The sequence below is a fragment of the Pseudomonas sp. I8001 genome, from assembly GCF_013385345.1.
Lineage (GTDB): Bacteria > Pseudomonadota > Gammaproteobacteria > Pseudomonadales > Pseudomonadaceae > Aquipseudomonas.
Genome location: NZ_JACAQC010000020.1, coordinates 80412 through 107356, shown reverse-complemented (window position 1 = coordinate 107356; position 26945 = coordinate 80412). Strand labels below are relative to the sequence as shown.

The 26945-nt window shown below is 60.5% G+C and carries 23 protein-coding genes and 2 tRNA genes; 14 read left to right on the top strand and 11 right to left on the bottom strand.

Translation table 11 applies throughout. The annotated features are described in order from the left end of the window. Nucleotides 1–112: 112 nt before the first annotated feature. The 5 genes from HX839_RS15685 to colR all read right to left on the bottom strand — a co-directional run bounded on the left by HX839_RS15685 (nucleotide 113) and on the right by colR (nucleotide 3886). Nucleotides 113–343, bottom strand: coding sequence for a hypothetical protein (locus HX839_RS15685; RefSeq protein ID WP_008433604.1), 231 nt, complete (start codon nucleotides 341–343; stop codon nucleotides 113–115). Continuing rightward, nucleotides 343–1059 carry a lipopolysaccharide kinase InaA family protein gene (locus HX839_RS15680; protein WP_023659223.1) on the bottom strand — a complete coding sequence of 239 codons (717 nt, stop codon included), beginning with the start codon at nucleotides 1057–1059 and terminating at the stop codon, nucleotides 343–345. The genes HX839_RS15685 and HX839_RS15680 overlap by 1 nt, the downstream gene beginning before the upstream one ends. Before the next feature lie 4 nt (nucleotides 1060–1063). Continuing rightward, nucleotides 1064–1744, bottom strand: a complete 681-nt coding sequence (locus tag HX839_RS15675) for a class I SAM-dependent methyltransferase (protein WP_008433602.1) — start codon at nucleotides 1742–1744, stop codon at nucleotides 1064–1066. Between the two features lie 188 nt (nucleotides 1745–1932). Continuing rightward, nucleotides 1933–3213 (bottom strand): HAMP domain-containing sensor histidine kinase, encoded by a 1281-nt coding sequence (locus HX839_RS15670; RefSeq protein ID WP_102369809.1) that lies wholly within the window; start codon nucleotides 3211–3213, stop codon nucleotides 1933–1935. Further along, the gene (gene colR / locus HX839_RS15665) at nucleotides 3203–3886 is read right to left on the bottom strand and encodes a two-component system response regulator ColR (RefSeq protein WP_177067295.1); all 684 of its coding nucleotides are present in this window, start codon (nucleotides 3884–3886) and stop codon (nucleotides 3203–3205) included. Before colR ends, HX839_RS15670 begins: the two co-directional genes overlap by 11 nt. Before the next feature lie 201 nt (nucleotides 3887–4087). Between colR and HX839_RS15660 the strand changes: the two genes are divergently transcribed. The 5 genes from HX839_RS15660 (at nucleotide 4088) to HX839_RS15640 (ending at nucleotide 10405) form a co-directional block, all read left to right on the top strand. After that, complete coding sequence (locus tag HX839_RS15660) at nucleotides 4088–6037, top strand: LTA synthase family protein (RefSeq protein WP_003208588.1); 1950 nt, start codon at nucleotides 4088–4090, stop codon at nucleotides 6035–6037. 54 nt (nucleotides 6038–6091) lie between these two features. Next, entirely contained in the window at nucleotides 6092–6835 is a 744-nt protein-coding gene (locus HX839_RS15655; protein WP_177067294.1) for a phosphatase PAP2 family protein, read from the top strand. 73 nt (nucleotides 6836–6908) lie between these two features. Next, on the top strand, nucleotides 6909–7607 hold the full coding sequence (locus tag HX839_RS15650; RefSeq protein ID WP_003208592.1) for a response regulator transcription factor: 699 nt from the start codon (nucleotides 6909–6911) through the stop codon (nucleotides 7605–7607). Further along, complete coding sequence (locus tag HX839_RS15645; RefSeq protein ID WP_102369813.1) at nucleotides 7597–8892, top strand: sensor histidine kinase KdpD; 1296 nt, start codon at nucleotides 7597–7599, stop codon at nucleotides 8890–8892. The genes HX839_RS15650 and HX839_RS15645 overlap by 11 nt, the downstream gene beginning before the upstream one ends. 85 nt (nucleotides 8893–8977) lie before the next feature. After that, nucleotides 8978–10405: a glycosyl hydrolase family 8 gene (locus tag HX839_RS15640; protein ID WP_177067293.1), complete on the top strand. Its 1428-nt coding sequence runs from the start codon at nucleotides 8978–8980 to the stop codon at nucleotides 10403–10405. A gap of 131 nt (nucleotides 10406–10536) precedes the next feature. On the opposite strand, the gene groL is transcribed toward HX839_RS15640, so the two are convergent. The 4 genes from groL to HX839_RS15620 form a co-directional block, all read right to left on the bottom strand. After that, on the bottom strand, nucleotides 10537–12180 hold the full coding sequence (groL, locus tag HX839_RS15635; protein WP_003208597.1) for a chaperonin GroEL: 1644 nt from the start codon (nucleotides 12178–12180) through the stop codon (nucleotides 10537–10539). Between the two features lie 49 nt (nucleotides 12181–12229). Continuing rightward, complete coding sequence (gene groES, locus HX839_RS15630; RefSeq protein ID WP_003208599.1) at nucleotides 12230–12526, bottom strand: co-chaperone GroES; 297 nt, start codon at nucleotides 12524–12526, stop codon at nucleotides 12230–12232. Between the two features lie 249 nt (nucleotides 12527–12775). Continuing rightward, a complete protein-coding gene (locus HX839_RS15625; RefSeq protein ID WP_003208601.1) occupies nucleotides 12776–13252 on the bottom strand; it encodes an FxsA family protein in 477 nt (158 codons plus the stop codon). Between the two features lie 66 nt (nucleotides 13253–13318). After that, nucleotides 13319–14050, bottom strand: a complete 732-nt coding sequence (locus HX839_RS15620) for a HugZ family protein (protein ID WP_003208603.1) — start codon at nucleotides 14048–14050, stop codon at nucleotides 13319–13321. A gap of 75 nt (nucleotides 14051–14125) precedes the next feature. Between HX839_RS15620 and HX839_RS15615 the strand changes: the two genes are divergently transcribed. Beyond that, the gene (locus HX839_RS15615) at nucleotides 14126–14884 is read left to right on the top strand and encodes an SDR family oxidoreductase (RefSeq protein ID WP_102369815.1); all 759 of its coding nucleotides are present in this window, start codon (nucleotides 14126–14128) and stop codon (nucleotides 14882–14884) included. Nucleotides 14885–14899: 15 nt separating this feature from the next. On the opposite strand, the gene HX839_RS15610 is transcribed toward HX839_RS15615, so the two are convergent. After that, on the bottom strand, nucleotides 14900–15907 hold the full coding sequence (locus tag HX839_RS15610; RefSeq protein ID WP_177009843.1) for a DUF481 domain-containing protein: 1008 nt from the start codon (nucleotides 15905–15907) through the stop codon (nucleotides 14900–14902). A gap of 202 nt (nucleotides 15908–16109) precedes the next feature. Here HX839_RS15610 and HX839_RS15605 point away from each other — a divergent pair, with 202 nt between their 5' ends. The 4 genes from HX839_RS15605 (at nucleotide 16110) to HX839_RS15590 (ending at nucleotide 20878) form a co-directional block, all read left to right on the top strand. Further along, nucleotides 16110–16424: an MGMT family protein gene (locus HX839_RS15605; RefSeq protein WP_218166212.1), complete on the top strand. Its 315-nt coding sequence runs from the start codon at nucleotides 16110–16112 to the stop codon at nucleotides 16422–16424. A gap of 43 nt (nucleotides 16425–16467) precedes the next feature. Continuing rightward, entirely contained in the window at nucleotides 16468–18009 is a 1542-nt protein-coding gene (locus tag HX839_RS15600) for an AmpG family muropeptide MFS transporter (protein WP_008433581.1), read from the top strand. A gap of 179 nt (nucleotides 18010–18188) precedes the next feature. After that, the gene (locus HX839_RS15595; protein WP_008433579.1) at nucleotides 18189–19904 is read left to right on the top strand and encodes a proline--tRNA ligase; all 1716 of its coding nucleotides are present in this window, start codon (nucleotides 18189–18191) and stop codon (nucleotides 19902–19904) included. 20 nt (nucleotides 19905–19924) lie between these two features. Continuing rightward, complete coding sequence (locus tag HX839_RS15590; RefSeq protein WP_003208616.1) at nucleotides 19925–20878, top strand: hypothetical protein; 954 nt, start codon at nucleotides 19925–19927, stop codon at nucleotides 20876–20878. A gap of 115 nt (nucleotides 20879–20993) precedes the next feature. On the opposite strand, the gene dinB is transcribed toward HX839_RS15590, so the two are convergent. Continuing rightward, a complete protein-coding gene (gene dinB, locus HX839_RS15585; RefSeq protein ID WP_177067292.1) occupies nucleotides 20994–22052 on the bottom strand; it encodes a DNA polymerase IV in 1059 nt (352 codons plus the stop codon). A gap of 291 nt (nucleotides 22053–22343) precedes the next feature. On the opposite strand from dinB, the gene HX839_RS15580 reads away from it, so the two are divergent. From HX839_RS15580 to HX839_RS15565, 4 genes are all read left to right on the top strand, one after another. Continuing rightward, nucleotides 22344–22420 (top strand) — tRNA-Met (locus tag HX839_RS15580). A gap of 206 nt (nucleotides 22421–22626) precedes the next feature. Then, nucleotides 22627–22703: transfer RNA gene (locus HX839_RS15575), tRNA-Met, on the top strand. A gap of 280 nt (nucleotides 22704–22983) precedes the next feature. Further along, entirely contained in the window at nucleotides 22984–25626 is a 2643-nt protein-coding gene (gene mprF / locus HX839_RS15570) for a bifunctional lysylphosphatidylglycerol flippase/synthetase MprF (protein WP_177067291.1), read from the top strand. Continuing rightward, nucleotides 25626–26912 carry a virulence factor family protein gene (locus HX839_RS15565; RefSeq protein ID WP_003208620.1) on the top strand — a complete coding sequence of 429 codons (1287 nt, stop codon included), beginning with the start codon at nucleotides 25626–25628 and terminating at the stop codon, nucleotides 26910–26912. Before mprF ends, HX839_RS15565 begins: the two co-directional genes overlap by 1 nt. Nucleotides 26913–26945 lie beyond the last annotated feature (33 nt).

Sequence of the window (26945 nt, the reverse complement as noted above, 5' to 3'; positions counted from 1 at the left end):
TACCGCAGCAACGGATATGTACTCGATCAACCAACCAACCAACCAACCCAAAACCCAAGCCCAAATAAAAGGCCTCGAACTAGCGAGGCCTTTTATTTGGGCTTCAATCTCTTCAACTCTGTGGCCTCATCCCTTGGGACATCCCAAACATGAACAACAACAACTCATGATCAGGCTTGGCCGCGACACCGACCTTGGCGATCCGCGGCATCGGGCATTGCTGCCCGACACCCTGCACCGCACTGAGAACTTGTGTCCGGGGCTGCTCCCAGGCAGCCAGGGCGAGGGCAGCTATGCCCAACGCCCCCAACAGAAACAAACCTCGTGCAATTTCTAGCTTCATTACGTTAAACCCTTGATAGCGCTGCCAAACGCCGTCTCGTAAAAGTAGCTCAGTTTTTGCCAGTCCGTAGCATTCCACGACGAATGGCGGCGCAACTGCAACATGTCATGCCGGGCCGCCCGCAAAGCGGTCAAGCGCTGCCGGCACTTCTCGAAATCCAGCAACGCCACCTCAACCTTCGCCGCGTCACCCTCACCCGTCACCCGCACAAAGATATGCTTGATATACAGGCAACCATGCTGCCAACGCCCCTTGTGCATCCGCGCCAACGTACCCGCGAGTTCCTTGAGCAAACGCTCATGCACCAACTCGCCATACTGCTCACGACCACCGGCGGCGTACCAGTTTTCAATCTCGTCGAAACCGTCCAGCGACGCCGTCACCAACAACGCCTTCCATTGGTGCTCAGGATCGCGACGGGCCTCGCAGAACACCAACTCCGGTACGCGTACATCCAGCAAGCGCAGGCCCTTCAGGGCGTCACGCTCACGCAACACAGTGGGGCGCCCAAACGGATGGAGCCAACTACGGTAGATATGACCGGTCTGGCGCTTGCTGTAGAGCAAACGCCCATTGGTGCCCGTTACCCGTTGCACACCACTTTCACCGCCACGACGACGATTGGGCTCTTCGACCCACTCGCCCTGCTGGCGCCAGAAATAATCAAATCGCTCTTCGGGAGCTACTTCACTACCTGGTAAACACTCGACAGCCATCCTGTTACCTCTTGCGCAATACATACACTCGCCACATGGCGTAGAGCGGTATGAAGTCCAGGGATTCCTGAACACGGAAACCGGCCTGCTCAAACTCTGCCTCAACAGTAGCAGCCGGTAACACAAACCGATTTTGGTAACCTTCCTGCTCACCCTTGTTGCGACGGCGCACTTCGGCACGCTTGCGTTTCCACGCCTTGAAGTTGCCGTCCACCCACAGCGAGATAATCACGCTGTCACGGGTAACACGCTGAAATTCGCGCAGTATTGCCAGCCTGTGCTCGGGGTCACCAATGTGGTGCATCAAGCGCATGCAGAAAATACTGTCGACCGCATTATCTGGCAAATCGATATCAAAGGCAGACGTTTGCAAGGGGCGTACCCGTTTCACCACATCCGCCGGCTGGGCGACGGTGGCAATCTTCAACATCGACGCGGAGTTGTCGGCGCCGATGATCACGCGGTTGGGCTTTTCTGCCAGCAACGGCCAGAAACGCCCGGCACCACATGGCAAATCCAGCACCAGGCCAGGCTCACCGGCCATGGCCAGCGCACCACGGGCCAATTGCTCGTCGCGTTTGTGGGACAACCGGCGAGCCAGATTGTCCTGATGTTTGAGTAAATAATTCTGCGCGTGCTGATCGTCGTACTTTTCGGAAAATTCGAGCTTGATCGGGGTAGGCATCACCGGGTCTCCAGTTACTGATGCCTACAACCTTAAAAAGAATCCTGTGATCAACAGGTCAACACGTTGTGAAAAACTTGTCCTGTCGAATCGTATACATTACAAAACTTTGCAGACACAAGTCGTGGCATGATGCCATCTTCGGCGAAAATCAGGAAGTCTGCCGCAGCTTAGCGGCAGGGCAGGCATCAGGCTTTGACCTGACTCAATTCGACGTGAAAGCGGCAGCCGTTGGGCTCCATGGTGCTGAGGCTGACGCTCCAACCCTGGTTCTCGCAGATGCGCTGAACCAAGGACAAACCCAGGCCGAGGCCTTCACCGCGCTTTTCACTGCCACGCACAAACGGTTCGAACATCGCTTCGCGCTTGTCCTCGGGAATGCCCACGCCAGTGTCTTCCACCACAAAACCGCTCGGTTCCAGGGTAAGGCGGATCAAGCCATGCTCGGTGTAGTGCAGGGCATTACGCAACAGGTTGCCCATGACCGCGTGCAGGAAGGTCGCGTTGTAGCGGGTATCCAGTGGATTGCCCGGTTGATAGATCAGCTCAAGGCCTTTGCGCTCGATCGGCTCACGCCAGATCCCCAGCAGGTCCTCGGCCACCTGGGCCAGATTGGCCTGGGGCGACATGCCGGCCTCCTCGCGCTGGGCACGGGCCAGCATCAGGAAGGTCTGCACCAGTTCGCGCATTTCTTCACAGGCCCGCGCAATGCGCTCGACCTGCTTGCGGCCGCGCTGGTCAATCGCGGGGTTCTCCAGCAACAGTTCGCAGGAACTGGCGAGCACCATCAGCGGGGTGCGCAATTCGTGGCTCACGTCACTGGTAAACAGTTGCTCCCGGGACAATGCCTGGCGCAAACGGCCCAGGGTGGCGTCGAAGGCCACGGCCAATTCGCCGACTTCATCCGCGGCGTAATCCGGCGCCAGCGGTGGTGCCAGGCCGAGTAACTGGTCGCGGTGCCGCACCTGGCGGGCCAGACGCACCACCGGCGCCATTACCTTGCGCGCCAGCACCCAGCCGAGGAATACCGCCAACGCCAGGCTGAGTACAAACCCCACCAGCACCACGGCAAACAGCACGCGCTCGCGCTCTTCGAAATCGCTCTGGTCTTGCAGCAGGACATAACGGCGGCCGTCGACCACCTCGACCATGGCATGGTAGGACAGTGCCTCCCGAAACACCTCGTGAAAACCAGGCTCCAGGTGGCGCAAGTCCTTGGGCAGTTCGAAATCGCCGGGGCCGCCGCTGAAGTAGAACAACTGGTCGGGCTCGGGGCGATGGCTCCAGTCCTCGACGCTGTCCATCAGCAACAGGCGTTGCAAGTCACCGCCCAGGCCTGCCGAAATGAGTTTTTCTTCCACCAGGTGCACCGTTGCGACGATGCCCATGGCGAAGGCCCCCGCCACCAACGCGCTCATCAAGGCGAAGGCGATGATGATCCGTTGGGCAAGGCTTTGCTTAAACTCCATCACGACCCTCGGCCAGGCGATAACCCACACCGTGCACCGTTTGCAGCAACGGCTTGGCGAAGGGTTTATCAATCACCTGACGCAGTTGATGGACATGGCTGCGCAGGCTGTCGCTGTCCGGGCAGTCATCGCCCCACAGGGCTTCTTCGAGAATCTCACGGCGCAATACATGCGGGCTTTTCTGCATCAGCACCGCCAACAGCTTCAGGCCGACCGGGTTGAGCTTGAGCAGGCGCCCTTCGCGGGTGACTTCCAGGGTATCGAGGTCGTAGTTCAGGTCACCCACCTGCAAGGCACGGCGCCCGCCGCCGTGGGCACGACGCAGCACTGCTTCGATACGCGCGGCCAGCTCCGACAGCGCAAACGGCTTGAGCAGGTAGTCATCGGCGCCGGACTTGAAGCCCTGCAGCCGGTCATCCAGCTGGTCGCGGGCGGTGAGCATGATCACCGGCGTGTCGCGGCGCGCGTCTTCACGCAGGCGTTTGCACAGGGTGTAGCCATCAATGCCAGGCAGCATGATGTCGAGCACGATCAGGTCGTAATGTTCGGTGGCAGCCAGGTGCAGGCCCGACAAACCGTCCTGCGCACAGTCTACGGTGTAGCCCTTCAGCCCCAGGTAATCGGCCAGGTTGGCCAGAATATCGCGGTTGTCTTCAACCAATAAAATTCGCATGGGCAGTGTCTCCGTACGCGGTAACGGCCGTGTTGGCTCGCGCAGCTTAAGGCCAAGTATGGCTCACGGCTAGGCCTGAAGGCCGCGCCGATTACTGTTTTCAACCGATTGGGGAACTTAACGAGTTTTTCACTATAGGTTCACAAGCTGACTACAGTGTCAGCGCGAAGATCGCGCCCATCGAAAATAAGGAACGTTGACATGGGTTTTCCAAAAACGGCGCCAATGCGCTATTTGCTGTTGGTGACCGGTGCCTGGCTGGTGGTTTTTCTACTGACCCGCAGCGTGCTGCTGGTAACCCATCTGGATGAGGTGAGCGGTAACCTGCTGCCGGTATTCGGCGTGGGCCTGCTCTATGACCTCGGCTTCCTCGCCTATGCCGCCCTGCCCCTGGGCCTGTATTTGCTGCTGTGCCCACCGGGGTTGTGGCGCCGTCGCGGCCATCGCTGGTTCCTGCAGGCGGTACTCACCGTCAGCCTGTTCGCCATGCTCTTCACCAGCGTGGCCGAATGGCTGTTCTGGGACGAGTTCGGCGTGCGCTTCAACTTCATTGCCGTGGATTACCTGGTCTACTCCAAGGAAGTGCTGAACAACCTGCTGGAGTCGTATCCGATCGGCAAGCTGCTGAGTCTGCTGGCCGTGATGGCGATCGTCTTGAGCGTGGTCTTGCGTAAACCGTTCAACGCGGCCATGGACGCGCCGTTGCCTGCGATGCGCAAGCGTCTGCTCAGTGCCCTTGGCCTGTTGCTGGTGGCCGGCCTGAGCCTGCAACTGATCAACCAGGACAGCCCGCGCAGCCAGGGCGGTAACGCCTACAACAACGAATTGGCCAGCAACGGCCCCTATCAGTTCTTCGCCGCTTTCCGTAACAACGAACTGGACTACACCCAGTTCTACAAGAGCCTGCCGGCGGATGTAGTCGCCAAGCAGTTGCGCGCCGAACTCAGCGAGCCCAACGCACGGTTTATCGGCACGGATCCGCTGGATATCCGTCGCGCCATTACCAACCCCGGCACGCTGCGCAAACCCAACATCGTGCTGGTAACCATCGAAAGCTTCAGTGCCAAGTACATGGGCAGCAACGGCGACCCGAATAACCTCACGCCCAACCTCGATGCGCTGCGCAAACAGAGCCTGTACTTCAATAACTTCTACGCCACCGGCACCCGTACCGACCGTGGCCTGGAAGCCATCACCCTGGCCATCCCGCCCACGCCCGGGCGCTCCATCGTCAAGCGTATCGGCCGGGAAAGCGGTTTCGGCAGCCTCGGCCAGCAGCTCAACGCCATTGGCTACGACAGCGTGTTTGTCTACGGCGGCCGGGGCTACTTCGACAACATGAACGCGTTTTTCAGCGGCAACGGTTACCGCGTGGTCGACCAGAGCAGCGTGCCCGAATCCGAAATCAGCTTTAAAAACGCCTGGGGCATGGCCGACGAAGACCTCTATAAACAGACGCTGAAACTGGCGGACGCCGACTACGCCAAGCAGCAACCATTCCTGCTGCAACTGATGACCACCTCCAACCACCGTCCGTATACCTACCCGGCTGGCCGCATTGATATCAAATCCGGTGACGGTCGCGACGGCGCGGTGAAGTACACCGACCATGCCATCGGCCAGTTCCTGGAGGCGGCGCGCCAGAAACCCTGGTTCGACAACACGATCTTTATTTTCGTCGCCGACCACACGGCGGGCAGCGCCGGCAAGGAAGACCTGCCGATGGTCAATTACCAGATCCCGCTCTTCATCTACGCACCCAAACTGGTAGACGCCGGCGAGAACGCGAAGCTGGCCAGCCAGATCGACCTCGCCCCGACCCTGCTGGGCTTGCTGAACCTGAGCTACGAGTCGACGTTCTTTGGCCGCAACCTGCTGCAAGACAACCCGCTGCCACCACGGGTAGTGGTCGGCAATTACCAGTACCTGGGGTTGTTCGACGGCAAGGACCTGGCGATTCTCAGCCCGCGCCAAGGCTTGCGTCGGCATGACCAGGCCCTGGGCGACAGCCACGAAATCCGCGTTGGCAGCGATGACCCGTTGATCCAGCGGGCCATCACCTACTACCAGGGCGCCAGTTATGGCTACAAGCAACAGTTGCTGAGCTGGAGGGTGCCCAAGGACGAGGTTCCCCAAGTGAGTACACGCTAACCAAAATGCCCCGGCCAGGTCTGACCGGGGCTTTTTTTAGAGTCTGAGTTCGCCATGCACGCAATCGCTGTTCGTCCGTTATCCCAACCCCTCAACTTCTGGCTGTGCCTCGGTGTGCCTGCCGTTCTGGCGGTGGCCATGTTGCTGCTGGAGCTGACGTCGCTGGACATGGACATCGCCAGGCTGTTTTACGACGCGTCCGAAGGCGGCTTCGTGGGCCGGCACAGTTTTTTTCTGGAGGACATTCTTCACGATCGCGCCAAGCAGATGGTGATCGTGTTTTCGGTGCTGGCAATCGCCGGGTTTGCCGGGGCCTTTGTCTTTGAGCGACTCAAACCCTATCGCCGAGAACTGGGCTGCCTGGTGCTGTCGCTGGCACTGGCCACCTCGTTCGTTTCACCGTTGAAGACGGTGACCGGGGTGCAATGCCCGTGGAGCGTCAAGGAGTTTGGCGGCCAGGAGACGTACAGCGAACTGCTGAGCCCCAGGCCGCCGACCGACAAGCCTGGCCGTTGCTGGCCGGGCGGACATGCGGCGACCGGGTTTGCGCTGTTTGCGTTGTTTTTTGCCCTGAGGGATCGCCGACCGCGGATGGCGCGCTCGGCGTTCATGTTTGCGCTGGGCCTGGGCACGGTGCTTTCGGTGAGCCGCACGATGCAAGGGGCGCACTTTCTTTCCCACAACGTGTGGACGGCAATTTTCAGCTGGCTGATTTGTTTGGGCGCCTATTACTTCCTGCTGTACCGGCCGGTGAAAACACCGCAGCCCGCCTTCCGCAAGCAGCCCGTGACGCCGTGATGAACAGCCCTTGCCTAGCCGGGGGCAAGGGCGCAACACTCTGCGCACTTTTTGGCAACGATCCTGCTGAGCCATGTCCGATACCCTGTTGCTGATCGAAGACGACCTGCCCCTGGCGGCACTGACGGCCGAGTTCCTGCGCGCCGAAGGCTTTAGCGTTGCAGTGGAACACCGTGGCGACCGCGCCGCCCAGCGTATCCAGGATGAACAACCGGCACTGTTGATCCTCGATGTGATGCTGCCGGGCATCGACGGTTTTACCCTGTGCCGACAGATTCGCGACCACTACCCCGGGCTGATCCTGATGATGACGGCCCTGGACGAGAACGCCGAACAATTGGTGGGGTTTGCCGCCGGGGCCGACGACTACGTGGTCAAGCCGATCGACCCGCAACTGTTGCTGGCAAGGATCCGCTCGCTGCTGCGCCGCCATCCCCAGGCACCTCGAAGTTACTACCAGTGGGGCGCTTTTCGGCTGGACCTGAACAACCACTTCGCCTGGCTCGGCGAGGCGCCCTTACAGTTTTCGGTGGCCGAATTCGAGTTACTCGCCATCTTTGCCCGCCATTGCGGCGTATTGCTCACCCGGGAAAAACTGCTCCAGCGCCTGCGCGGCCTGGAGTACGACGGGCTGAACCGATCGATTGATATGCGGGTGTCGCGCTTGCGCAAAAAGCTGATGAGCCTTGAGTGCCCCGTGACCATCCAGACCATCACGGCGCAGGGATACCTGTTCGTCGAAATCCCGACGGGGAGCCAGCATGCTGTCTAAAGTTCGCCCGTGGATGGCCATCGCGGCCGGCACCAGCTGGGCCGCCCTCACTTTTTACCTGTTGTGGTTGTGCTCGAACGCCTCGGTGTTTATCGGGGACTACAGTTTTCTGCGGCTGATGGCCGGGCCGGGTTATCTGGTTGCCGAGCAACTCAAGGCCTTGCCCGCCGAACAACGGGAGGCGCGCATCGAGTCACTGCAAGCACGCTTTCAGTACCCGGTGAGCCTGGTGAAAAAGGATGATATCGAGCTGCCGCCTGAAGCTATTGTGATGCTCGACCACCATCAGCCGGCGCAGAACAGTGATGAGGACGTCACCTACTTCCCGCTGGACGATGACACGGTGATTCAATTCGGTCCCTTGTGGGGAACTGCCGAAGTGAAGGACCTGCTGCAATATCCGGTGTACTGGGTGACCGCCTGTGTCGCCGGCCTGCCGGTACTGCTGTTTCTCTGGATTGCCCTGCGTGCCCGGCGCAAATACACCCATGACCTCGATGCCCTTAATGCCTGCATTGCTACCCTCGCCCGCTCGCCCAACACGCTGCTGCCCGCGATGAGCCAGGAGTGGGCGCCGCTGCTGCTGACCTTGCAACGGCATGCGCTGGATATCAGCTCGATGGGCGAACGCCACCGGGAGGTTTCCCAGGCGGTGTCCCACGAACTGCGCACACCCCTGGCGCGGATGCGTTTTGCCCTGGCACTGCTGAGTAAAAGCGCCGACCTCGACACCCGCACCCGCCTGCAAGAGCGCCTGCACACCGATATCGAAGAGCTGGAGTCGCTGGTTCGCGCCAGCCTCGCCTTTGCCCGGCTGGCCGATGCACCCAGCGACCTGCAGCATGAGCCAATCAATCTCCATGCCTGGCTGCAGCAGGAGTTTGCCCTGCTGGACGGGCACCATCGCTTGCTGACCCTGGACACCGACCCGGCCGACCTGGAACTGATCGGCGACCGCGCCTTGCTGCATCTGATCGTGCGCAACCTGTTAAGCAACGCCATTAACTACGCCCGCGAACGGGTGAACGTCAGCGCTGCGTGCCAGGGCCAGCACCTGGTGCTGCATGTGGATGATGACGGCCCGGGCGTACTGCCGGAAAACCGCGAAAAGATCTTCGAACCCTTCGTGCGCCTGGCCATGGGCGGCGACGAGCCCAGCGGATTTGGCCTCGGCCTGGCACTGGCCAAGCGCGCCACCCATTGGCACGGGGGTGAGCTGTCGATCACCCGCAGCCCGTTGGGCGGCGCACGCCTGACCCTGACCCTCGCACTGCGCCCGGCCTAGGCTGTTACAGCCTGTGACAGTGGAACATCCACGCTGCCGCTAACCTCGCGACCTTGCCCTTTGGATCAGGTTGGAGAGTCAGCTCATGCGTCACCCTAAACGGCATCTGCCCACGCTGCTGTTATCACTGTGCATGGCCGCCGGTTCATGGTCAGGCGGCGTTGCGGCCCAGAATGTTCACGCGCCCTACTACCCCGGCACCATCCTGCCCAATCGCCAGCCCCAGGCGACCATGGATCAACAACTGGTCACGTTCTACAAGGACTGGAAGGCGGTTTACCTGTCGGGGGAATGCGGCAGCGGCCGGTATTTCATCAAGGTCAACGCCGACCACAAACCCGTGGGTGGTGGCGCCGCGCCCAACACCATCACCGTGTCCGAGGCCCATGGCTACGGCATGCTGCTCACTGTGATGATGGCCGACTACGATGACCAGGCCCAACGGACTTTCGACGGCATGGTGCGCTACTTCCAGGATCACCCGGCAGCGTCCGATCCCGGCCTGATGGCCTGGAACCAGACCGAGGGATGCGGCGACTCCACCGACCCTTTCCGTGGTGACGTCAGTGCCACCGATGGCGACCTGGACATCGCCTACGCCCTGCTGCTGGCCGATCAGAAATGGGGCAGCGAGGGCTCCATTGACTATCGCAGCGAGGCCAACACGGTGATGGCGGCAATCATGAAACACGAGGTGCACCCCAGGACTCAGCACCTGATGCTCGGCGACTGGGCCGGTACCGACGGTGACGCAGAGCTTGAGTACACCACCCGCAGCTCGGACTTCATGCAGTCGCACCTCTACAGCTTTTTCACCATGACCGGGGACAAGCGCTGGCAGGCGGTGCGCGACAAGACCTATTCGATCATCAGTGACTTTACTCAACGGTACAGCGCCAACAGCGGGCTGGTGCCGGACTTCATCAGCCACCTGGACACCTCGATCACCCCGGCGCGGCCCGATCTGGTGGAAGGCCCATACGACGGCAGCTATTCGTGGAACGCGGCCCGCTACCCGTGGCGCATCGGCCTGGATTACCTGATGTACGGTGACCCGCGTGCGCTGTACACCTTGACCACCTTCAATCGCTGGGCACGCGCGGTTACCCACGATGAACCGGGCAACTTCAACAGTGGCTACAGGATCGACGGCAGTACCATCGAGGAAGCGCACAATGAGCCGGCCTTTGTGGCGGCACTCGGGGTCAGCGCAATGATCAACCCCGACAATCAGCTGTGGCTCAATAACCTTTGGGACAACCTGCAACGCCGGTCCATCCGTGACCATGACTACTACGGCAACACCCTCAAACTGCTGGGCATGGTGGTCATGTCCGGCCATTGGGAGCGGCCCCAACCGGCGCCCCTCAAAAAAACCGCACACGTGCCTGTCCATCCGTCATCCGGCACTGCGGCACCGGGACCCGTGGCATCTTTGCCGCCCGCCTCGCACCTGATGCTGGCTCGCGGCTTCATGTTCAAGAAACTGCTGGGGCGTCGCGGCGTCAGCTGAGGCGTGCGCGTAAAGAGAGACGCGGAGCGTCCCTGGCGGCATTCCCACGCAGAGCGTGGGAACGATCAGCATAAAAAAAACCCGCCTGCATCGCTGCAGGCGGGGTTTTTCAGTATCGGGGTAAGACTGGCTTACATCATGCCGCCCATGCCGCCCATACCGCCCATGTCTGGCATACCGCCGCCAGCTGGAGCATCTTCTTTGATCTCGGCGATCATTGCTTCAGTGGTGATCATCAAGCTGGCAATCGACGAAGCCGCTTGCAGAGCCGAACGAGTCACTTTAGCCGGGTCCAGGATGCCCATTTCGATCATGTCGCCGTATTCGCCGGTAGCAGCGTTGTAACCGAAGTTACCCGAACCCTGCTTGACCTTGTCGACCACTACGCTTGGCTCGTCGCCGGAGTTGGCAACGATCTGGCGCAGAGGTGCTTCAACAGCACGACGCAGCAGAGCGATACCGACGTCTTGGTCAGCGTTGTCGCCTTTCAGCTCGGAGATAGCCTGCAGAGCGCGAACCAGCGCCACGCCACCGCCAGGTACCACGCCTTCTTCAACGGCTGCACGGGTAGCGTGCAGGGCGTCTTCAACGCGGGCTTTCTTCTCTTTCATTTCAACTTCGGAACCCGCGCCAACCTTGATCACTGCAACGCCGCCGGACAGCTTGGCCAGACGCTCTTGCAGTTTTTCACGGTCGTAGTCGGAAGTGGTATCAGCCACTTGAGCGCGGATCTGGGTAACACGTGCCTGGATGTCAGCTTCAACACCAGCACCGTCGATCACGGTGGTGTTTTCCTTGGTCACGGTGACGCGCTTGGCATTACCCAGGTGTTCCAGGGTAGCGCTTTCCAGGCTCAGGCCGATCTCTTCGGAGATAACGGTACCGCCAGTCAAAACAGCGATGTCCTGCAGCATTGCCTTGCGACGATCGCCGAAACCAGGTGCCTTGACAGCAACCACTTTCACGATACCGCGCATGTTGTTCACAACCAGAGTCGCCAGGGCTTCGCCTTCAACGTCTTCGGAAACGATCAGCAGTGGGCGGCCGGCCTTGGCAACAGCTTCCAGAACTGGCAGCAGTTCACGGATGTTGGAGATCTTCTTGTCAACCAGCAGGATCAGCGGGCCGTCGAGCTCGGCGGTCATGGTGTCTGGCTTGTTGACGAAGTACGGGGACAGGTAGCCACGGTCGAACTGCATGCCTTCAACAACCGACAGTTCGTTTTCCAGGCCCGAGCCTTCTTCAACGGTGATCACGCCTTCTTTACCGACTTTTTCCATGGCTTCGGCAATGATGTCGCCGATGGAGCTGTCGGAGTTGGCCGAGATGGTGCCGACCTGAGCGATTGCCTTGGTGTCAGCGCATGGCTTGGACAGGGACTTCAGCTCTTTGACAATGGCGATGGTCGCCTTGTCGATGCCGCGTTTCAGGTCCATCGGGTTCATGCCGGCAGCGACGGCTTTCAGGCCTTCGTTGACGATCGACTGAGCCAGGACGGTCGCGGTGGTGGTGCCGTCGCCTGCGTCATCGTTGGCACGGGAGGCAACGTCTTTGACCAGCTGCGCGCCCATGTTTTCGAAGCGATCTTTCAGCTCGATTTCTTTGGCGACGGAAACGCCGTCCTTGGTGATGGTCGGAGCGCCGAAGCTCTTCTCGATGATCACGTTACGGCCTTTAGGGCCCAGGGTCGCTTTTACTGCGTCAGCCAGGACGTTCACACCGGCGAGCATTTTCTTACGGGCGGAATCGCCGAATTTAACTTCTTTAGCAGCCATGATCGATATTCCTTAAATACTTTGTAGTAACGGAAGATGAGCGGGGAAATCAGCCTTCCAGAACAGCGAGAATCTCGTTCTCAGCCATTACCAGCAGGTCTTCGCCGTCGATTTTCACAGTGTTGCTGCCGGAGTAAGGGCCGAAAACAACCTTGTCACCCACTTTCACAGCCAGCGCACGTACTTCACCGTTTTCCAGGGTCTTGCCTGGGCCAGCAGCGAGAATCACACCGTGGTTGGCTTTCTCAGCAGCCGAACCTGGCAGCACGATACCGCCAGCGGTTTTCTTTTCTTCTTCACTGCGACGGATGACGACGCGGTCATGCAGAGGACGAAGCTTGCTCATTGTCGATCTCTCCTAATTGTGTTTTTCATCGGCCGGTGTCAATTCCGGCTAGTTAAATTCCGGCGGTGCCGGTCGCGGTTCGCGGCGCGAAACGCGGAAGTCTGTCTGGTGTCGCCACCAGAAACCTTGCGGTGACCGTTACATAAGGGCGCATAAGCTTATTACAAGGGTACCGAGATGAAAATTTTTGTGTCGGGGGGCGTCTTCAAAAGCCGCACGGCACCCGCGGGTGCCGTGCCAGTGAGGAGATTACTTGGGGTCGCGGTGTTCGAACTCACCTTCGATCACGTCACCTTCGCGCCCCAGGGGCTGGCGCGGGGCCGGGCCACCACGGGGTTGCAGGTCATCGGCAAAGGCGCGCTGGCGAATGGCAGCCTCTTCGGCGCGCTGGCGCATCTTGCCCGCCAGCACTTTGCGAGTGAACGGCAGCAACATCACCAGGCCAACCACATCGCTGATAAAGCCCGGCAGGATCAGCAGGCCACCGGCCAACGCCATCATCAGGCCTTCGAGCATGGTCTGGGCCGGCAGCTCGCCGCGATTCAGGCTTTCACGGGCACGCAGCGCCGTGGCCAGGCCGGCAACGCGCAGCACCAGTACGCCGAGCATCGAGCCGAGAATGATCAGCAGCAGCGCCGGGAAAAACCCGATTGCCCCGCTGACTTGTACGAATACGAACAGCTCAAGCACCGGAAACAACAAAAAGAGCAACAAAAAAGGGCGCATCAAATGGTTCCTCAACGCAAGAATGCCTTGCTACTTCACCTTAGATGACGTCGCCGTTTCGTGAATTCAAGCTTCAGCGGCTGCTTTTTTCGGCCAGACCTCGGCGTGAGCCAGGAAAACCAAGGCTTCGCGTACTTGTGTCGGCGTGTTGCAAGGCTCGGCAAAGGGCAGCCAGTAGAGGGCCTGGCCAATGCGCAAGTGCATGCCTTCGCTGTCGATACCGGCCAGTTGCGCAGGCTCGGAGGTCGGCAGGCCGGCCAGTTCGACATAGTGGGCAATCGCCTTGGTGTGGTCGCTGTTCATGTGTTCGACCATGCTCAGCTCGGCCTTGCCGGCAAACGGATTGGCCAGGGTCAGTTGGTCGACCCAGTGGATCGCGCCGAACCCGCCGATATAACGATGGCGCACTGGCTTGAGCACCCAGAAGTCAAAATCATGGGCCTTGTGGTAGTTCGCCGAGTCCGGGAAATAGCGGTAATAACGCTCGGCGGCGGCTTCAATCGCAGCGCCGTCTTCGAGCTTTTCGGCCTCGGCGAGGTAGGTCAGACGCCCTACCGCTTGCACGTCGTCCGCCTCACGCTCACCGACCAGCAACGAGCACTTGGGGTCTTTCTGCAGGTTGTGGGTGTGCTGGGCGATACGGCTGATCAGGATCAGCGGCCGACCCTCGGCGTCCAGGCAATACGGCACCACCGAGCCAAAAGGGAAACCGGGCATGGCCTTGGACAAGGTGGCGAGTGCCCCACGGTATTCCTTGAGCAGTAGTTCTCGGGCATTCTTGGCAACGTGCGCGCTCAACTTATGACTCCTTCGATAAATTTCGTCAAAAAACAAACTTGGATAGCCGCTTAATTCTGCCCACAGGACTTGCGAATGCATCTCAACGACAAAGTAATCATTATCACCGGCGGTTGCCAGGGTTTGGGCCGCTCCATGGCCGAGTATTTTGCCGCCAAAGGTGCCAACCTGGCGCTGGTGGACCTCAATCAGGAAAAACTCGACCAGGCGGTGGCCGCCTGCCAGGCCCATGGAGTGAAGGCCCGCGCCTATCTGTGCAACGTGGCGAATGAAGAGCAGGTGACCCACACCGTGGCACGGATCGCCGAAGACTTCGGTGCCATCAACGGCTTGATCAACAACGCCGGAATCTTGCGCGACGGCTTGCTGCTCAAGGTCAAGGACGGCGAGATGACCAAGATGAGCCTGGCCCAGTGGCAGGCGGTGATCGATGTCAACCTTACCGGGGTGTTCCTGTGCACCCGTGAGGTGGCGGCAAAAATGGTGGAGCTGAAGAACCAGGGCACCATTATCAATATCTCGTCGATCTCGCGGGCCGGCAATGTCGGGCAGACCAACTACTCCGCCGCCAAGGCCGGTGTAGCGGCCGCCACTGTGACCTGGGCCAAGGAGCTGGCGCGCTACGGCATCCGCGTGGCGGGCATCGCACCGGGGTTTATCGAGACCGAGATGACCCTGGGCATGAAGCCCGAGGCCTTGGAGAAGATGACCGCCGGCATTCCCCTCAAGCGCATGGGGCGGCCCGAGGAGATTGCCCATTCAGCGGCGTATATCTTCGAGAACGACTACTACACCGGGCGGATTCTGGAAATGGACGGCGGGTTACGCCTTTAATTACCAAGCGGCTCGTTACCAGGCGACGCCGAACCCTGCGGTGTAGCGGGTCTTGCTCAACGCGCTTTCCGAGTCGCCACTAATAATGTCGCGCTCGGCCTTGAGGTTGAGGGAGGCCCACTCGGTGACTTTGTAGCGCAAGCCCATTTCCGCATCCAGGGAGTACTCGGACGGCCCGGCCAGCGGCTTGCCCACTTCGCCATTGGTGAAGAATTCAACGGTCTTGCCCACCAGGTAGCGGTTGTAGTTCCACTTCATGGCCAGCGAATAGAAGTTGTCCTTGCCGCCGTCCTGGTATTCATAGTCGGTGCGGTTGACCAGCGAACCGAGGGAGAACGCGCCCAGTTCGTCATCCCAGAATTGGTAGCCCGGGCCGGTACCCACGGTGCGCTGGCGGGACAGGTCCTCGACCTTGTCGCGCTTGTAGGTCAAGCGGCCCTGCCAGAACCAGTGTTCGGTAATAAACCGGTCCAGGTCGTACTCCAGCGCCCAGTTGTCGGTGGTGGTCACGTCGTCCTGGAATTCGCGGTTGTATTCGCCCTCGGCGGTATGGCGCCACTGGCCATGGCGGGCAGTGGTCTTGAAGTCGATGTCGTAGTCGTTGGTGTCGTTTTCCGCGCGCTTGTAGTCCAGCGCCATATCGACATTGCCCTTCCACACCAGGTCCTCGATCACCGGCTTGGGCTTGATGATCTGCTGGATGCTCGCCAGGTCGACAGTCTTGGGCGCCTCGCCGTTGGCCAGGATGACCTTGCCATCGTCGGCCGGCTGCAGGGACTTGGCCTTCTCACCGCTGTAGGCATCCTGCTTGACCAGCAATTCCTGATCGCTCTCCAGGGTCTTGACCTGCTTCCAGTCCACCGGTATCGCGCCAGCATAGTCGGTCTGGATCAGCAGCTTGCCGCCGTCGAAAACCTTGATCTTGCCGGTCAGGCGGTCACCGTTCTTCAACCAGACGGTGTCGGCGAGCAACGGGGTGGAGGCGCTGAAAACAGCGAGGCACAGCAGGGTTCTGGACAACATAAGCGGATATGGGGCTCGAGTTTGACGAAAAAACGGGCATTATCGGGGTGGATAACTTCTTAGCAAGGACTGACTCGGGTATTCGTATCGAGTTCCGCTCTCAGCCCCCCATTTTGCAGAAATTTCTTACAAATAGACGGATATTTTCATCGGATATGCCACCGTGAACGAACTGACCGACGCTCCGCAAAGCCCCGCTGAAATGCGCCGCACCGTGCTGTACCTGACCCTCGCCCAAGTGCCCGAAGGCTGCGTGATCAGCTACGGGGAGCTGGCACACCTCGCCGGTTTGGGTCGCGCCGCACGTTGGGTGGGTCGCACCCTGAGCCAACTGCCCGAGGACACCAAACTGCCCTGGCATCGCGTGCTGGGTGCCGGTGGTCGGATAAGTCTGCCGGTGGGCAGTGCCTCGGGTGACGAGCAACGTGCGCGTTTGCGCGGCGAAGGCGTCAGCATCCTGAACAATCGTGTTGATATTCAGCGTCATGGCTGGCGCCCGGTAGAGCACAGCGGTTAGAGTGCGCGCTTTATTTGCGTAATTCTGAGGCAGACTCCAGCCCATGCCCCGTAAAACCTGGCGCGCCGCGCTCGCCGCCTATGCCAGCCCCTCGACGTTAGTGCTGTTGCTGCTCGGCTTTGCTGCCGGCTTGCCTTACATGTTGGTGTTCTCGACGCTCTCGGTATGGTTGCGCGAGGCCGGCGTGGCCCGCGAAACCATCGGTTATGCGAGCCTGATCGGCCTGGCCTATGCCTTCAAGTGGGTCTGGTCGCCCCTGCTCGACCAATGGCGCCTGCCACTGCTCGGCAAGCTCGGACGCCGTCGCTCCTGGCTGGTACTGTCCCAGACGCTGGTGATCCTCGGATTGATCGGCATGGGTTTCTGTGATCCGCAAAAGCATCTGTCCTGGCTGATCGCCATTGCCGTGATCGTGGCCTTCGCTTCCGCCACGCAAGACATCGCCGTAGACGCCTACCGCCTGGAAATCGCCAGCGACAGCCAGCAGGCCGCGCTTGCCGCCAGCTATATGTCCGGTTATCGCGTGGCCGCGCTGCTTGCCACCGCAGGTGCGCTGTTTTTTGCCGAAGGCTTCGGTTCCACCGGGTTCAACTACAAGCACTCAGCATGGGCCGGTACGTACGTGCTGTTTGGTGCACTGATGGTGCCTGCGCTGCTGACCACGCTGTTCATGCGCGAACCCAATGTGCCGCTGCGTACCCAATTGCAGGCCGGGCGCTACAGCTTTGCTCACCAACTGGTCTCGGTGTTCGTGTTGATCGTGCTGCTGGTGTCGGTGCCGGCGATGTTCACCCAGCTGTACAACACTGACTTCGCCAGCGTGCTGTTCCATGGGGTCAGCCTGCTGGACCTGCTGCTGGAAGATCGCGCGTTCCTGCGGGCCATCCTCTACATCATCCTGACCACGCTGTGCCTGTCGACCATGGGCCGCCGGGGCCTGGCGCCGGTGCTCACGCCGGTCAACGATTTTATCCTGCGCTACCGCTGGCAGGCCTTCCTGCTGTTGGGGCTGATTGCCACCTACCGCATGTCGGACACGGTAATGGGCGTGATGGCCAACGTGTTCTATATCGACCAGGGCTTTACCAAGGACCAGATCGCCGGTGTCAGCAAAGTCTTCGGCCTGATCATGACCCTGCTGGGTGCCGGCATGGGTGGCCTGTTGATCGTGCGCTTCGGGATTCTGCCGATCCTGTTCATCGGCGGCATTGCATCGGCCGGCACCAACCTGCTGTTCGTGATGCTCGCCGACATGGGCCCGGACCTGCAGATGCTGATTTTCACCATTTCCCTGGACAACTTCAGTTCAGGCATGGCGACCTCGGCGTTTGTCGCGTACCTGTCGAGCCTGACCAACCTGAAGTTCTCCGCCACCCAATACGCCCTGCTCAGTTCGATCATGTTGCTGCTGCCGCGCTTGATCGGCGGGTATTCGGGGGTGATGGTCGAGAAGTTCGGTTACCACAACTTCTTCATGATCACCTGCCTGCTGGGTGTGCCGACGCTGGTCCTGATCGCCTTGCACTGGTTTCAGGAAAGCCGGCGGATTCGCTTGAATCCTCCCGAGGAAAACGAATCACTGTAGGAGCTGGCTTGCCTGCGATTGCATCACCGCGGTGTAACTGACACACCGTGTTGCCTGCATCGCAGGCATGCCAGCTCCCACAGAAGCCCTGCTCCAGCAACCAGATGCCTGTACGTCGGCAGCAAGCGCCCGTACAATCCCAAGTCATTTCAAGTCCAAGCAACCGACAACGGCCTACCATGCGCACCAGTCAATATTTGCTCGCCACACAGAAAGAAACGCCTTCCGACGCGGTCGTGATCAGCCATCAGCTGATGCTGCGCGCCGGCATGATCCGCAAACTGGCCTCGGGCCTGTACACCTGGCTGCCCATGGGCTTGAAGGTGATGCGCAAGGTCGAAGCCATCGTTCGTGAAGAAATGAACGCTGCCGGCTCTCTGGAAGTGTTGATGCCGAGCACCCAACCGGCTGAGCTGTGGCAGGAATCCGGGCGCTGGGAAGAGTACGGCCCTGAATTGCTGCGCTTCAAGGATCGTCATGGTCGGGACTTCTGCGCCGGCCCGACCCACGAAGAAGTGATCACCGACCTGATGCGCAACGAGTTGAGCAGCTACAAGCAGCTGCCCCTCAACCTGTATCAGATCCAGACCAAGTTCCGTGACGAAATCCGCCCACGCTTCGGTTTGATGCGCGGCCGCGAATTCATCATGAAGGACGCCTATTCGTTCCACGCTGACCAGGCGTCCCTTCAGGTCACTTACGACCGCATGCACACCGCCTACTGCAACGTGTTCACGCGTCTGGGCCTGAAATTCCGTCCGGTTGAAGCGGACAACGGCTCCATCGGCGGTGCCGGCTCCCACGAGTTCCACGTGCTGGCCGAGTCCGGTGAAGACGACATCGTGTTCAGCAACGGTTCCGACTACGCGGCAAACATCGAGAAAGCCGAAGCCGTGCCACGGGAAACTTCCCGCCCTGCGCCAAGCGAAGAGCTGCGCCTGGTTGACACGCCCGAGACCAAGACCATCGCGGCCCTGGTGGAGAAATTCAATCTGCCGATTGAAAAGACCATCAAGACCCTGATCGTGCGCGCCGAGGAAGAAGGCAAGCTGATCGCCCTGGTAATCCGTGGCGACCACGAGCTCAACGAAATCAAGGCCGCTCAGCAGCCAGGCGTTGCCAGCCCGCTGGTCATGGCCACCGACGCCGAACTGCGCGACGCGATTGGTGCCGGTGCCGGCTCCCTGGGCCCGCTGAACTTGCCATTGCCGATCATCATCGACCGTTCGGTCGAGCTGATGAGCGACTTCGGCATCGGTGCCAACATCGATGACAAGCACTACTTTGGCGTGAACTGGGAACGTGACCTGCCGGTTCCGACCGTGGCCGACCTGCGCAACGTGGTGGCCGGCGACCCAAGCCCGGACGGCAAGGGCACCCTGGAAATCAAGCGCGGCATCGAAGTCGGGCACATCTTCCAGCTGGGCAACAAGTACAGCAAGGCGATGAAGTGCGAAGTGCTGGGCGAGAACGGCAAGCCGATCACCCTGGAAATGGGCTGCTACGGCATTGGCGTATCCCGCGTGGTTGCGGCTGCCATCGAGCAGAACAACGACGAGAAAGGCATCATCTGGAGCGACGCCCTGGCGCCATTCCAGGTTGCCCTGGTACCGCTGCGCTACGAAACCGAGCAAGTACGCGAAGCCACCGACAAACTGTATGCCGAACTCACGGCTGCCGGTTTTGAAGTGCTGCTGGATGATCGGGACAAGAAAACCAGCCCGGGCATCAAGTTCGCCGACATGGAACTGATTGGCATCCCGCACCGGATCGTGGTCAGTGACCGCGGCCTGGCCGATGGCAATCTGGAATACAAGAGCCGGACCGAAGCCGAGGCCCAACCGTTGCCGGTGGCTGACGTGCTGTCTTTCCTTCAGGCGCGTATTCGTCGCTGAAAACCAGATCAAGAGTCGTCATGTTCAAGCGAAACACCATAGCCCTGGGGGGCGCCACGTTATGTGGCGCCCTGCTGGTCAGCGGCTGCGCCAACCAAATGTCGCAACGCAGCGAGCACGAGGAACGCATCGAGCGCAAATTGCTCGATCACAGCCTGCAGATCGACGTGGGCGAGCCGAAGGTGCTGGAGCTGCCGCAACGCCGGGTGCGCATTCACGAGCAAAAGACCTTTGAGGTCACCGAGTTCGAAGTTACCCGTCGCTACGACCGCTACACGCCCTACCAGCCCTGGCGCAAACTCTATGAGATGCCCCTGGGCGCGGTCGCGCTGGTGGCGGGCGTCGGCGCCAACGTGGCGAATGTGTTTGCCCTGGGCAACCTGCCTGCCAGCATGACCCGGGATTGGCTCAGCTATGGCGTGGACGGGCTCAACCCGTTCATGAACGTGCAATCCAACGGCCGTGCGCAACAGAACCTGGCGGGTATCGATGAAGTCCAGCGCGACAAGCGCGTGGAGTATTCGAGCCTGCCCTGGAGCGAGCGCCCGGTACAGGTGACTGCCGGCAAGCAAACCCATGAGCTGACCACCGACCGCGATGGCGTGCTGCGCCTGAACCTGTTGGACAGCCCGTTTGCCGAGCAGGACCTGAACCGCATCAGCACCCTGAAGATCAGTGTTGAAGATGCCCAGGATGACGTGCACTCGGACTCATCCCTGGCCATCAGCGGCACCCTGCGGGGCAAATTGCTCGAAGCTCACGGTTTGATCTATGACGACCTGGAAGACGACGAGGTCAACGAGTGGGTGCACCGGGTCAAGCGCCTGTCGGAGCTGGGCCTGGAAGAAGAAGCCAGCGAGCTGGAACAGAGCCTGATCGAACTGACCCGCAATGATCCGGAGTTGCAGCAGGAATTCCTGCAGGCCTTGACCAAGGATGCCGGACGCCTGGTGGCGGATCCCGGAGCACGCTGAAGCCTTTAAATGTGGGAGCGGGCTTGCTCGCGAATGCGGCGTGTCAGCCAGCACATGCGTCAACTGACACACCGCATTCGCGAGCAAGCCCGCTCCCACATTTGGCTTTCGGTTTCTACCAGGGAAATTGGAGCTGCTCGTTGCCGTTGCTCAAATCCAGCAAACGCACGCCTATTCCCAGCAATCGCACCGGCTTGTCGCCGCGATTGAACGCCTGGGTCAGCAACTGCCGGTAACTCTCCAGGTCCCGCCCTGCCCCCGCCTGCTCCAGGGTCGTCTGGGTAAAGTCGTGAAACTTCACTTTGACGAACGGCTTGCCCGCCCGATAACTGCTGTCGATGCGCGCTATACGCCCGGCCAGGGTGTCCATCAGCTCCGGCAGTTTTTCCAGGCAACTGGGCAAGTCCGGCAGGTCGACATCGTAGGTATTTTCCACGCTGATGGATTGCCGGCGGCTGTCGTTCTGCACCACACGGTCATCAATCCCACGCGCCAGGCTCCAAAGCCGCTCGCCAAAACTGCCGAACTCTCGCACCAGCGCCAACTTGTTCCACTCCCGCAGTTGCAGGCAGTCCTCGATCCCCAGCCGCGCCAGCTTGTCGGCCGTCACCTTGCCCACGCCGTGGAGCTTTTTCACCGGCAGCGCCGAGACAAAGTCTTCCACCTGGTCGGGGGTGATCACAAACAGTCCGTTGGGCTTTTTCCAGTCGCTGGCGATCTTGGCGAGAAACTTGTTCGGCGCCACGCCCGCGGAAACGGTGATGTGCAACTGGTTGGAGACCCGCCGGCGAATGTCCTGGGCAATGCGCGTGGCACTGCCGCCGAAATGCGGGCTGTCGGAGACGTCCAGGTAGGCTTCGTCCAGGGACAACGGTTCGATCAGGTCGGTGTAGTCGCGAAAGATCGCCTGGATTTCCTTTGATGCTTCTTTATAAGCATCCATGCGCGGCTTGACGATGGTCAGGTCCGGGCACAGCTTCAGGGCATGGCGGGACGACATGGCCGAACGCACACCATAGGCCCGTGCTTCATAGTTGCAGGTGGCGATCACCCCGCGACGGTCTGCCGAGCCACCGACAGCCAGGGGCTTTTGCGCCAGGGTCGGGTCGTCGCGCATCTCGATGGCGGCGTAGAAGCAATCACAGTCGACGTGGATGATTTTGCGCTGCGTCATATATAAGGCAGTGGTTCTGGGCAGAAAACGGACAGGCCGGCAGTATCTCACTCACACCTGTATATAGCACCAGTAGTTTGAATCTTCCGCTTAAGCGGTAGGAAAATTCACAGGTGAATTCATTTTCTCAATCGAAACACACCCCCCAATAGAGCTGAAAGCCTCGGCCAGACTGGCCCCGCGGCCTATCAAGGGGCCACCTTGGAGAGCTAACCGATTGAACCACAAGCGCTTTTCTTTGAATCAGCGGTTGACACACTCGCGTTCCTCTGTAGAATGCCGACACACAGACGCGGGATGGAGCAGTCTGGTAGCTCGTCGGGCTCATAACCCGAAGGTCGTCGGTTCAAATCCGGCTCCCGCAACCAAACATCAAAAAAGGCTACTCGAAAGAGTGGCCTTTTTTGTGCCTGTCTGTTTTAGCCCTCGCGTCGATTGTCTGACAAAAAACCTTTCCCAATCGCGCACTTACCGCACCCGCGTGACAATCCGACGCTAAATTGCACTTATTTGACCCATCGTTCGATTAACGGTTGACACCCCGCCGTTGCTCTGTAGAATGCCGCCACACAGACGCGGGATGGAGCAGTCTGGTAGCTCGTCGGGCTCATAACCCGAAGGTCGTCGGTTCAAATCCGGCTCCCGCAACCAAACATCAAAAAAGGCTGCTCGAAAGAGTGGCCTTTTTTGTATCTGACGAAAAAGTCCTTTTGAAACAATGGCATGGCATCTTTCATGAAACCGTACACGGTTTGTAGAGTCCATCTCATTGCAAGCTATGCTAAGTCTTCAAGCACTGTCCTTCTACGACCAATGGGCGCTGTCGCCGCACTTCGCGATACGCGTTAATATTTGTAATTATTTTGTCCATAGGGATTGGTAACTTGGCTGGATACCTCCATCCTGTCGCGCACAATCCACGAGGTGATTGATGCGCGCCAACTCGTCTGAACCACAAGACTCTGTCACAGCGACACAACCGATCACTCCCACCCGTTTGCGCTGGCTGGATCTGTTGAGCAAATACCGCCAACCCATCGGGCTGGCCGTCACCTTGTTGCTGTTCGCAATCGCCCTTATCGCCTGTCGCCACCTGCTGCTTGAACTGGATCTGTACGCGCTCCACGATTCGATCCTTGAAGTACCCAAGCCCGCACTGCTGGGTGCGTTCGGTGCCGCGGTCGCCGGCTTTATCATTTTGTTGGGCTATGAATTTTCCGGTGCCCGTTATGCCGGCGTGAAGCTGCCTGCCAAGACCCTGGCCTACGGCGGCTTTACCGCATTCGCCATCGGTAACGCGATTGGTCTGTCGATGCTCTCGGGCGGCTCGGTACGCTACCGTTTATATGCACGGTATGGCATCGGCGCTTCGGAAGTGGCGCGCATGACCGTGTTTGCCAGCCTGGCCCTGGGTTGCGCCCTGCCGCCGCTCGCTGCGCTGGCCACCCTGAGCAACCTGCCTGCCGCGTCCAATGCCTTGCATCTACCCGCCAGCCTGCTCGGCGGCATCGCCGGCGCTGTGTTGCTGTTAACAGCCGCACTGTGCATCGGCATCTACCGCCGCCGCCTGCCGGAACAACCGTATCCGGACAACCTGCTGGTCAAGGCTGGGCGTCGCACCTTGCGCCTGCCGGGCCGTCGCCTGACCTTCCTGCAACTGATCATCACCGCCCTCGACGTGGCTGCGGCCGCTACCGTGCTGTATATGTTGCTGCCGGAAGCGCCGCCGTTTGGCCCGTTCCTGCTGGTGTACCTGCTGGCCCTGGCCGCCGGTGTGCTCAGCCATGTACCCGGTGGCGTCGGGGTGTTCGAAGCAATCCTGCTGGCTGCCTTCGCCGACAAGCTCGGTGCCGCGCCACTGGCGGCCGCACTGCTGCTGTACCGGATGATCTATGTGGTGCTGCCGCTGTTGATCGCTTGTGTGTTCCTGCTGGTCAATGAAGCCCAGCGCCTGTTCCATACGCAACAAAGCCTGCGCGCGGCCTCTGGCCTCGCTGCGCCGATCCTGGCCGTACTGGTTTTTTTGTCAGGCGTGGTCCTGCTGTTTTCCGGCGCAACCCCGGAAATCGACTCACGCCTGGAAAACATCGGCTTCCTGATTCCTCATCGCCTGATTGACGCTTCGCACTTTGGTGCCAGCCTGATCGGCGTGCTCTGCCTTCTGTTGGCCCAGGGCCTGCGTCGACGGTTGTCCGCGGCGTGGATGCTGACCATGGTGCTGCTGCTGACCGGCGCCCTGCTCTCCCTGCTCAAGGGTTTCGACTGGGAAGAAGCCAGCCTGATGACCATGACGGCGGTGCTGCTGGCGATCTTCCGGCGCTCGTTCTACCGCGCCAGCCGCCTGACCGAACTGCCGTTCTCGCCGCTGTACCTGGTGGCCAGCGTGTGCGTACTCGGTGCGTCAATCTGGCTGCTGTTGTTCGCCTACCAGGACGTGCCCTATAGCCATCAGTTGTGGTGGCAGTTCACCCTCGACGCCAACGCCCCGCGGGGCCTGCGTTCGCTGCTGGGCGCGGCCGTGGTGCTGGTGGTGGTGTCGCTGACCTGGCTGCTGCGTACCGCGCGCCCGATCATCCACTTGCCGACACCGGATGAGCTGGAGCGCGCCACCAAGATCCTGATGAACTCCGCACAACCCGACGGCGGCCTGGCGCTGACCGGCGACAAGGCCCTGCTGTTTCACCCCAACGACGAAGCGTTCCTGATGTACGCTCGTCGCGGTCGCAGCCTGGTGGCCTTGTACGATCCGATTGGCCCGACCCTGCAACGGGCCGAGATGATCTGGCAGTTCCGCGACCTGTGCGACATTCACCACGCCCGCCCGGTGTTCTACCAGGTGCGCGCGGAGAACCTGCCGTACTACATGGACATCGGCCTCACCGCGATCAAACTGGGTGAAGAAGCCCGGGTCGACCTCAAACGCTTTGACCTGGAAGCCAAGGGCAAAGAGATGAAGGACCTGCGCTACACCTGGAACCGCGGGACCCGTGATGGCTTGTCCCTGGAGATCCACGAACCCGGCCAGGCCCCGATGGAGGAGTTGAAAGTCATCTCCGACGCATGGCTGACCGGCAAGAACGTGCGGGAAAAAGGCTTTTCCCTTGGACGATTCAGCGACGACTACCTCAAGCACTTTCGTATTGCGATCATTCGCTTCGAAGGGCGCCCGGTAGCGTTTGCGAACCTGCTTGAGACCTACAGCCACGACCTGGCCAGTCTCGACCTGATGCGTGCGCACCCGGACGCGCCGAAACTGACCATGGAATTCATGATGGTCGGCCTGATTCAACATTATAAGAACCATGGCTACGCCCGCTTCAGCCTCGGCATGGTGCCGTTGTCGGGCCTGCAACCACGACGTGGCGCCCCGCTGACCCAACGCCTGGGCTCGATGGTGTTCCGCCGTGGCGAGCAACTGTATAACTTCCAAGGCTTGCGCCGCTTCAAAGACAAGTTCCAGCCTGACTGGGAACCCCGTTATATGGCCGTGCCCGGAGGACTTGATCCGCTGGTGGCACTGGCCGACACCGCCGCCCTGATTGCGGGCGGCTTGACTGGATTGGTGAAACGCTGATGATTCGACGCTCCTGGCGGTATGTATTGGCATTTTTGGTGGTACTGGCACTGATCCTCGGTGGCGGCTACTGGTACTGGAACCGCCCTGCACCGCAACCGACTCTGGAACAACTGCCCCAGGCCGATGGCACGGTCCTGACCCGCGTCACCCCGGGTACCGCGCCCAAGGCCCGCGTGGCCGTGGCCGTGCTGGCCGACGAAACCCTGACCGACAGCCAACTGATCGCCCTGAGCCAGGGCGGCGCAGCGCAGATCGTCCAGGTGATCCTGCCCAAGGACGACTGCAAGCTGCAGGAACAAGCCCTGCAAACCGCCCTGGGCCAGCTTGCCGGCCCGGCGACCCTGGTCAGCGGCATCGGCCCTGGCGCAGCCCTGGCCTGGCGCTGGCTGGCCGCACAGAACGACGACAAGGCCAATGCCATCTCCGTCGGCTTCGCGCTGGCGCAGCCAGGCTGCAACGACCCGTTGCCGAAGACTTCGGCCCACGGTAGCTGGCTGGTGGCCTGGAACGATAACCCTGACGACGATGCTGCCAGCTTCGTACGCGATACACCGCGTGCTACCACCAGCATCAGCGACTACGACGTTCACTACCCGCAAGTGCTGAACAACGAGCTGCGCAAGCAACTGGTGGGCTCGGACAACGGCGGCCTGGCAATTCCGGTGGTCGAAGTGCCGGCTGGCCAGGCCAAGGACACCGTCACCCTGTTCCTCTCCGGTGACGGCGGCTGGCGTGACCTGGACCGCGACGTGGCCGGTGAAATGGCCAAGATCGGCTACCCGGTGGTGGGCATCGATACCCTGCGCTACTACTGGCAGCACAAGACTCCGGAACAAAGCGCCAAGGACCTCGCCGAGCTGATGCAGCACTACCGGCAGAAATGGGGCACCAAGCGCTTCGTGCTGACCGGCTACTCGTTCGGCGCCGATGTGCTGCCGGCCATCTACAACCGCCTGCCGGAAAACGAGCAGCAGCGTGTAGACGCGATCATCCTGCTGGCCTTCGCCCGCACCGGCAGCTTCGAGATCGAAGTGGAAGGCTGGCTGGGCAACGCCGGCAAGGAAGCTGCGACCGGCCCGGAAATGGCCAAGCTGCCGGCCGACAAGGTGGTGTGCATCTACGGTGCCGAAGAAGTCGACGAGAGTGGCTGCACCGACAAGACCGCTGTCGGCGAAGCCGTGAAGCTGCCTGGCGGCCATCACTTCGACGAGAACTACCCGGCGCTGGCCAAGCGTCTGGTAGACATCATCGAGAAGCGCCAGGGCAAGACCCCGGCCGAATAAGCGCCCACAAAAAAGCCCCCGCTGCCGCAAGGC

Bases quoted from the DNA above. Each gene is read 5' to 3' on its own strand.
- HX839_RS15685 (WP_008433604.1), bottom strand. From the start codon at position 343: ATGAAGCTAGAAATTGCACGAGGTTTGTTTCTGTTGGGGGCGTTGGGC.
- HX839_RS15680 (WP_023659223.1), bottom strand. From the start codon at position 1,059: ATGGCTGTCGAGTGTTTACCAGGTAGTGAAGTAGCTCCCGAAGAGCGA.
- HX839_RS15675 (WP_008433602.1), bottom strand. From the start codon at position 1,744: ATGCCTACCCCGATCAAGCTCGAATTTTCCGAAAAGTACGACGATCAG.
- HX839_RS15670 (WP_102369809.1), bottom strand. From the start codon at position 3,213: ATGGAGTTTAAGCAAAGCCTTGCCCAACGGATCATCATCGCCTTCGCC.
- colR (WP_177067295.1), bottom strand. From the start codon at position 3,886: ATGCGAATTTTATTGGTTGAAGACAACCGCGATATTCTGGCCAACCTG.
- HX839_RS15660 (WP_003208588.1), top strand. From the start codon at position 4,088: ATGGGTTTTCCAAAAACGGCGCCAATGCGCTATTTGCTGTTGGTGACC.
- HX839_RS15655 (WP_177067294.1), top strand. From the start codon at position 6,092: ATGCACGCAATCGCTGTTCGTCCGTTATCCCAACCCCTCAACTTCTGG.
- HX839_RS15650 (WP_003208592.1), top strand. From the start codon at position 6,909: ATGTCCGATACCCTGTTGCTGATCGAAGACGACCTGCCCCTGGCGGCA.
- HX839_RS15645 (WP_102369813.1), top strand. From the start codon at position 7,597: ATGCTGTCTAAAGTTCGCCCGTGGATGGCCATCGCGGCCGGCACCAGC.
- HX839_RS15640 (WP_177067293.1), top strand. From the start codon at position 8,978: ATGCGTCACCCTAAACGGCATCTGCCCACGCTGCTGTTATCACTGTGC.
- groL (WP_003208597.1), bottom strand. From the start codon at position 12,180: ATGGCTGCTAAAGAAGTTAAATTCGGCGATTCCGCCCGTAAGAAAATG.
- groES (WP_003208599.1), bottom strand. From the start codon at position 12,526: ATGAGCAAGCTTCGTCCTCTGCATGACCGCGTCGTCATCCGTCGCAGT.
- HX839_RS15625 (WP_003208601.1), bottom strand. From the start codon at position 13,252: ATGCGCCCTTTTTTGTTGCTCTTTTTGTTGTTTCCGGTGCTTGAGCTG.
- HX839_RS15615 (WP_102369815.1), top strand. From the start codon at position 14,126: ATGCATCTCAACGACAAAGTAATCATTATCACCGGCGGTTGCCAGGGT.
- HX839_RS15610 (WP_177009843.1), bottom strand. From the start codon at position 15,907: ATGTTGTCCAGAACCCTGCTGTGCCTCGCTGTTTTCAGCGCCTCCACC.
- HX839_RS15605 (WP_218166212.1), top strand. From the start codon at position 16,110: ATGCGCCGCACCGTGCTGTACCTGACCCTCGCCCAAGTGCCCGAAGGC.
- HX839_RS15600 (WP_008433581.1), top strand. From the start codon at position 16,468: ATGCCCCGTAAAACCTGGCGCGCCGCGCTCGCCGCCTATGCCAGCCCC.
- HX839_RS15595 (WP_008433579.1), top strand. From the start codon at position 18,189: ATGCGCACCAGTCAATATTTGCTCGCCACACAGAAAGAAACGCCTTCC.
- HX839_RS15590 (WP_003208616.1), top strand. From the start codon at position 19,925: ATGTTCAAGCGAAACACCATAGCCCTGGGGGGCGCCACGTTATGTGGC.
- dinB (WP_177067292.1), bottom strand. From the start codon at position 22,052: ATGACGCAGCGCAAAATCATCCACGTCGACTGTGATTGCTTCTACGCC.
- mprF (WP_177067291.1), top strand. From the start codon at position 22,984: ATGCGCGCCAACTCGTCTGAACCACAAGACTCTGTCACAGCGACACAA.
- HX839_RS15565 (WP_003208620.1), top strand. From the start codon at position 25,626: ATGATTCGACGCTCCTGGCGGTATGTATTGGCATTTTTGGTGGTACTG.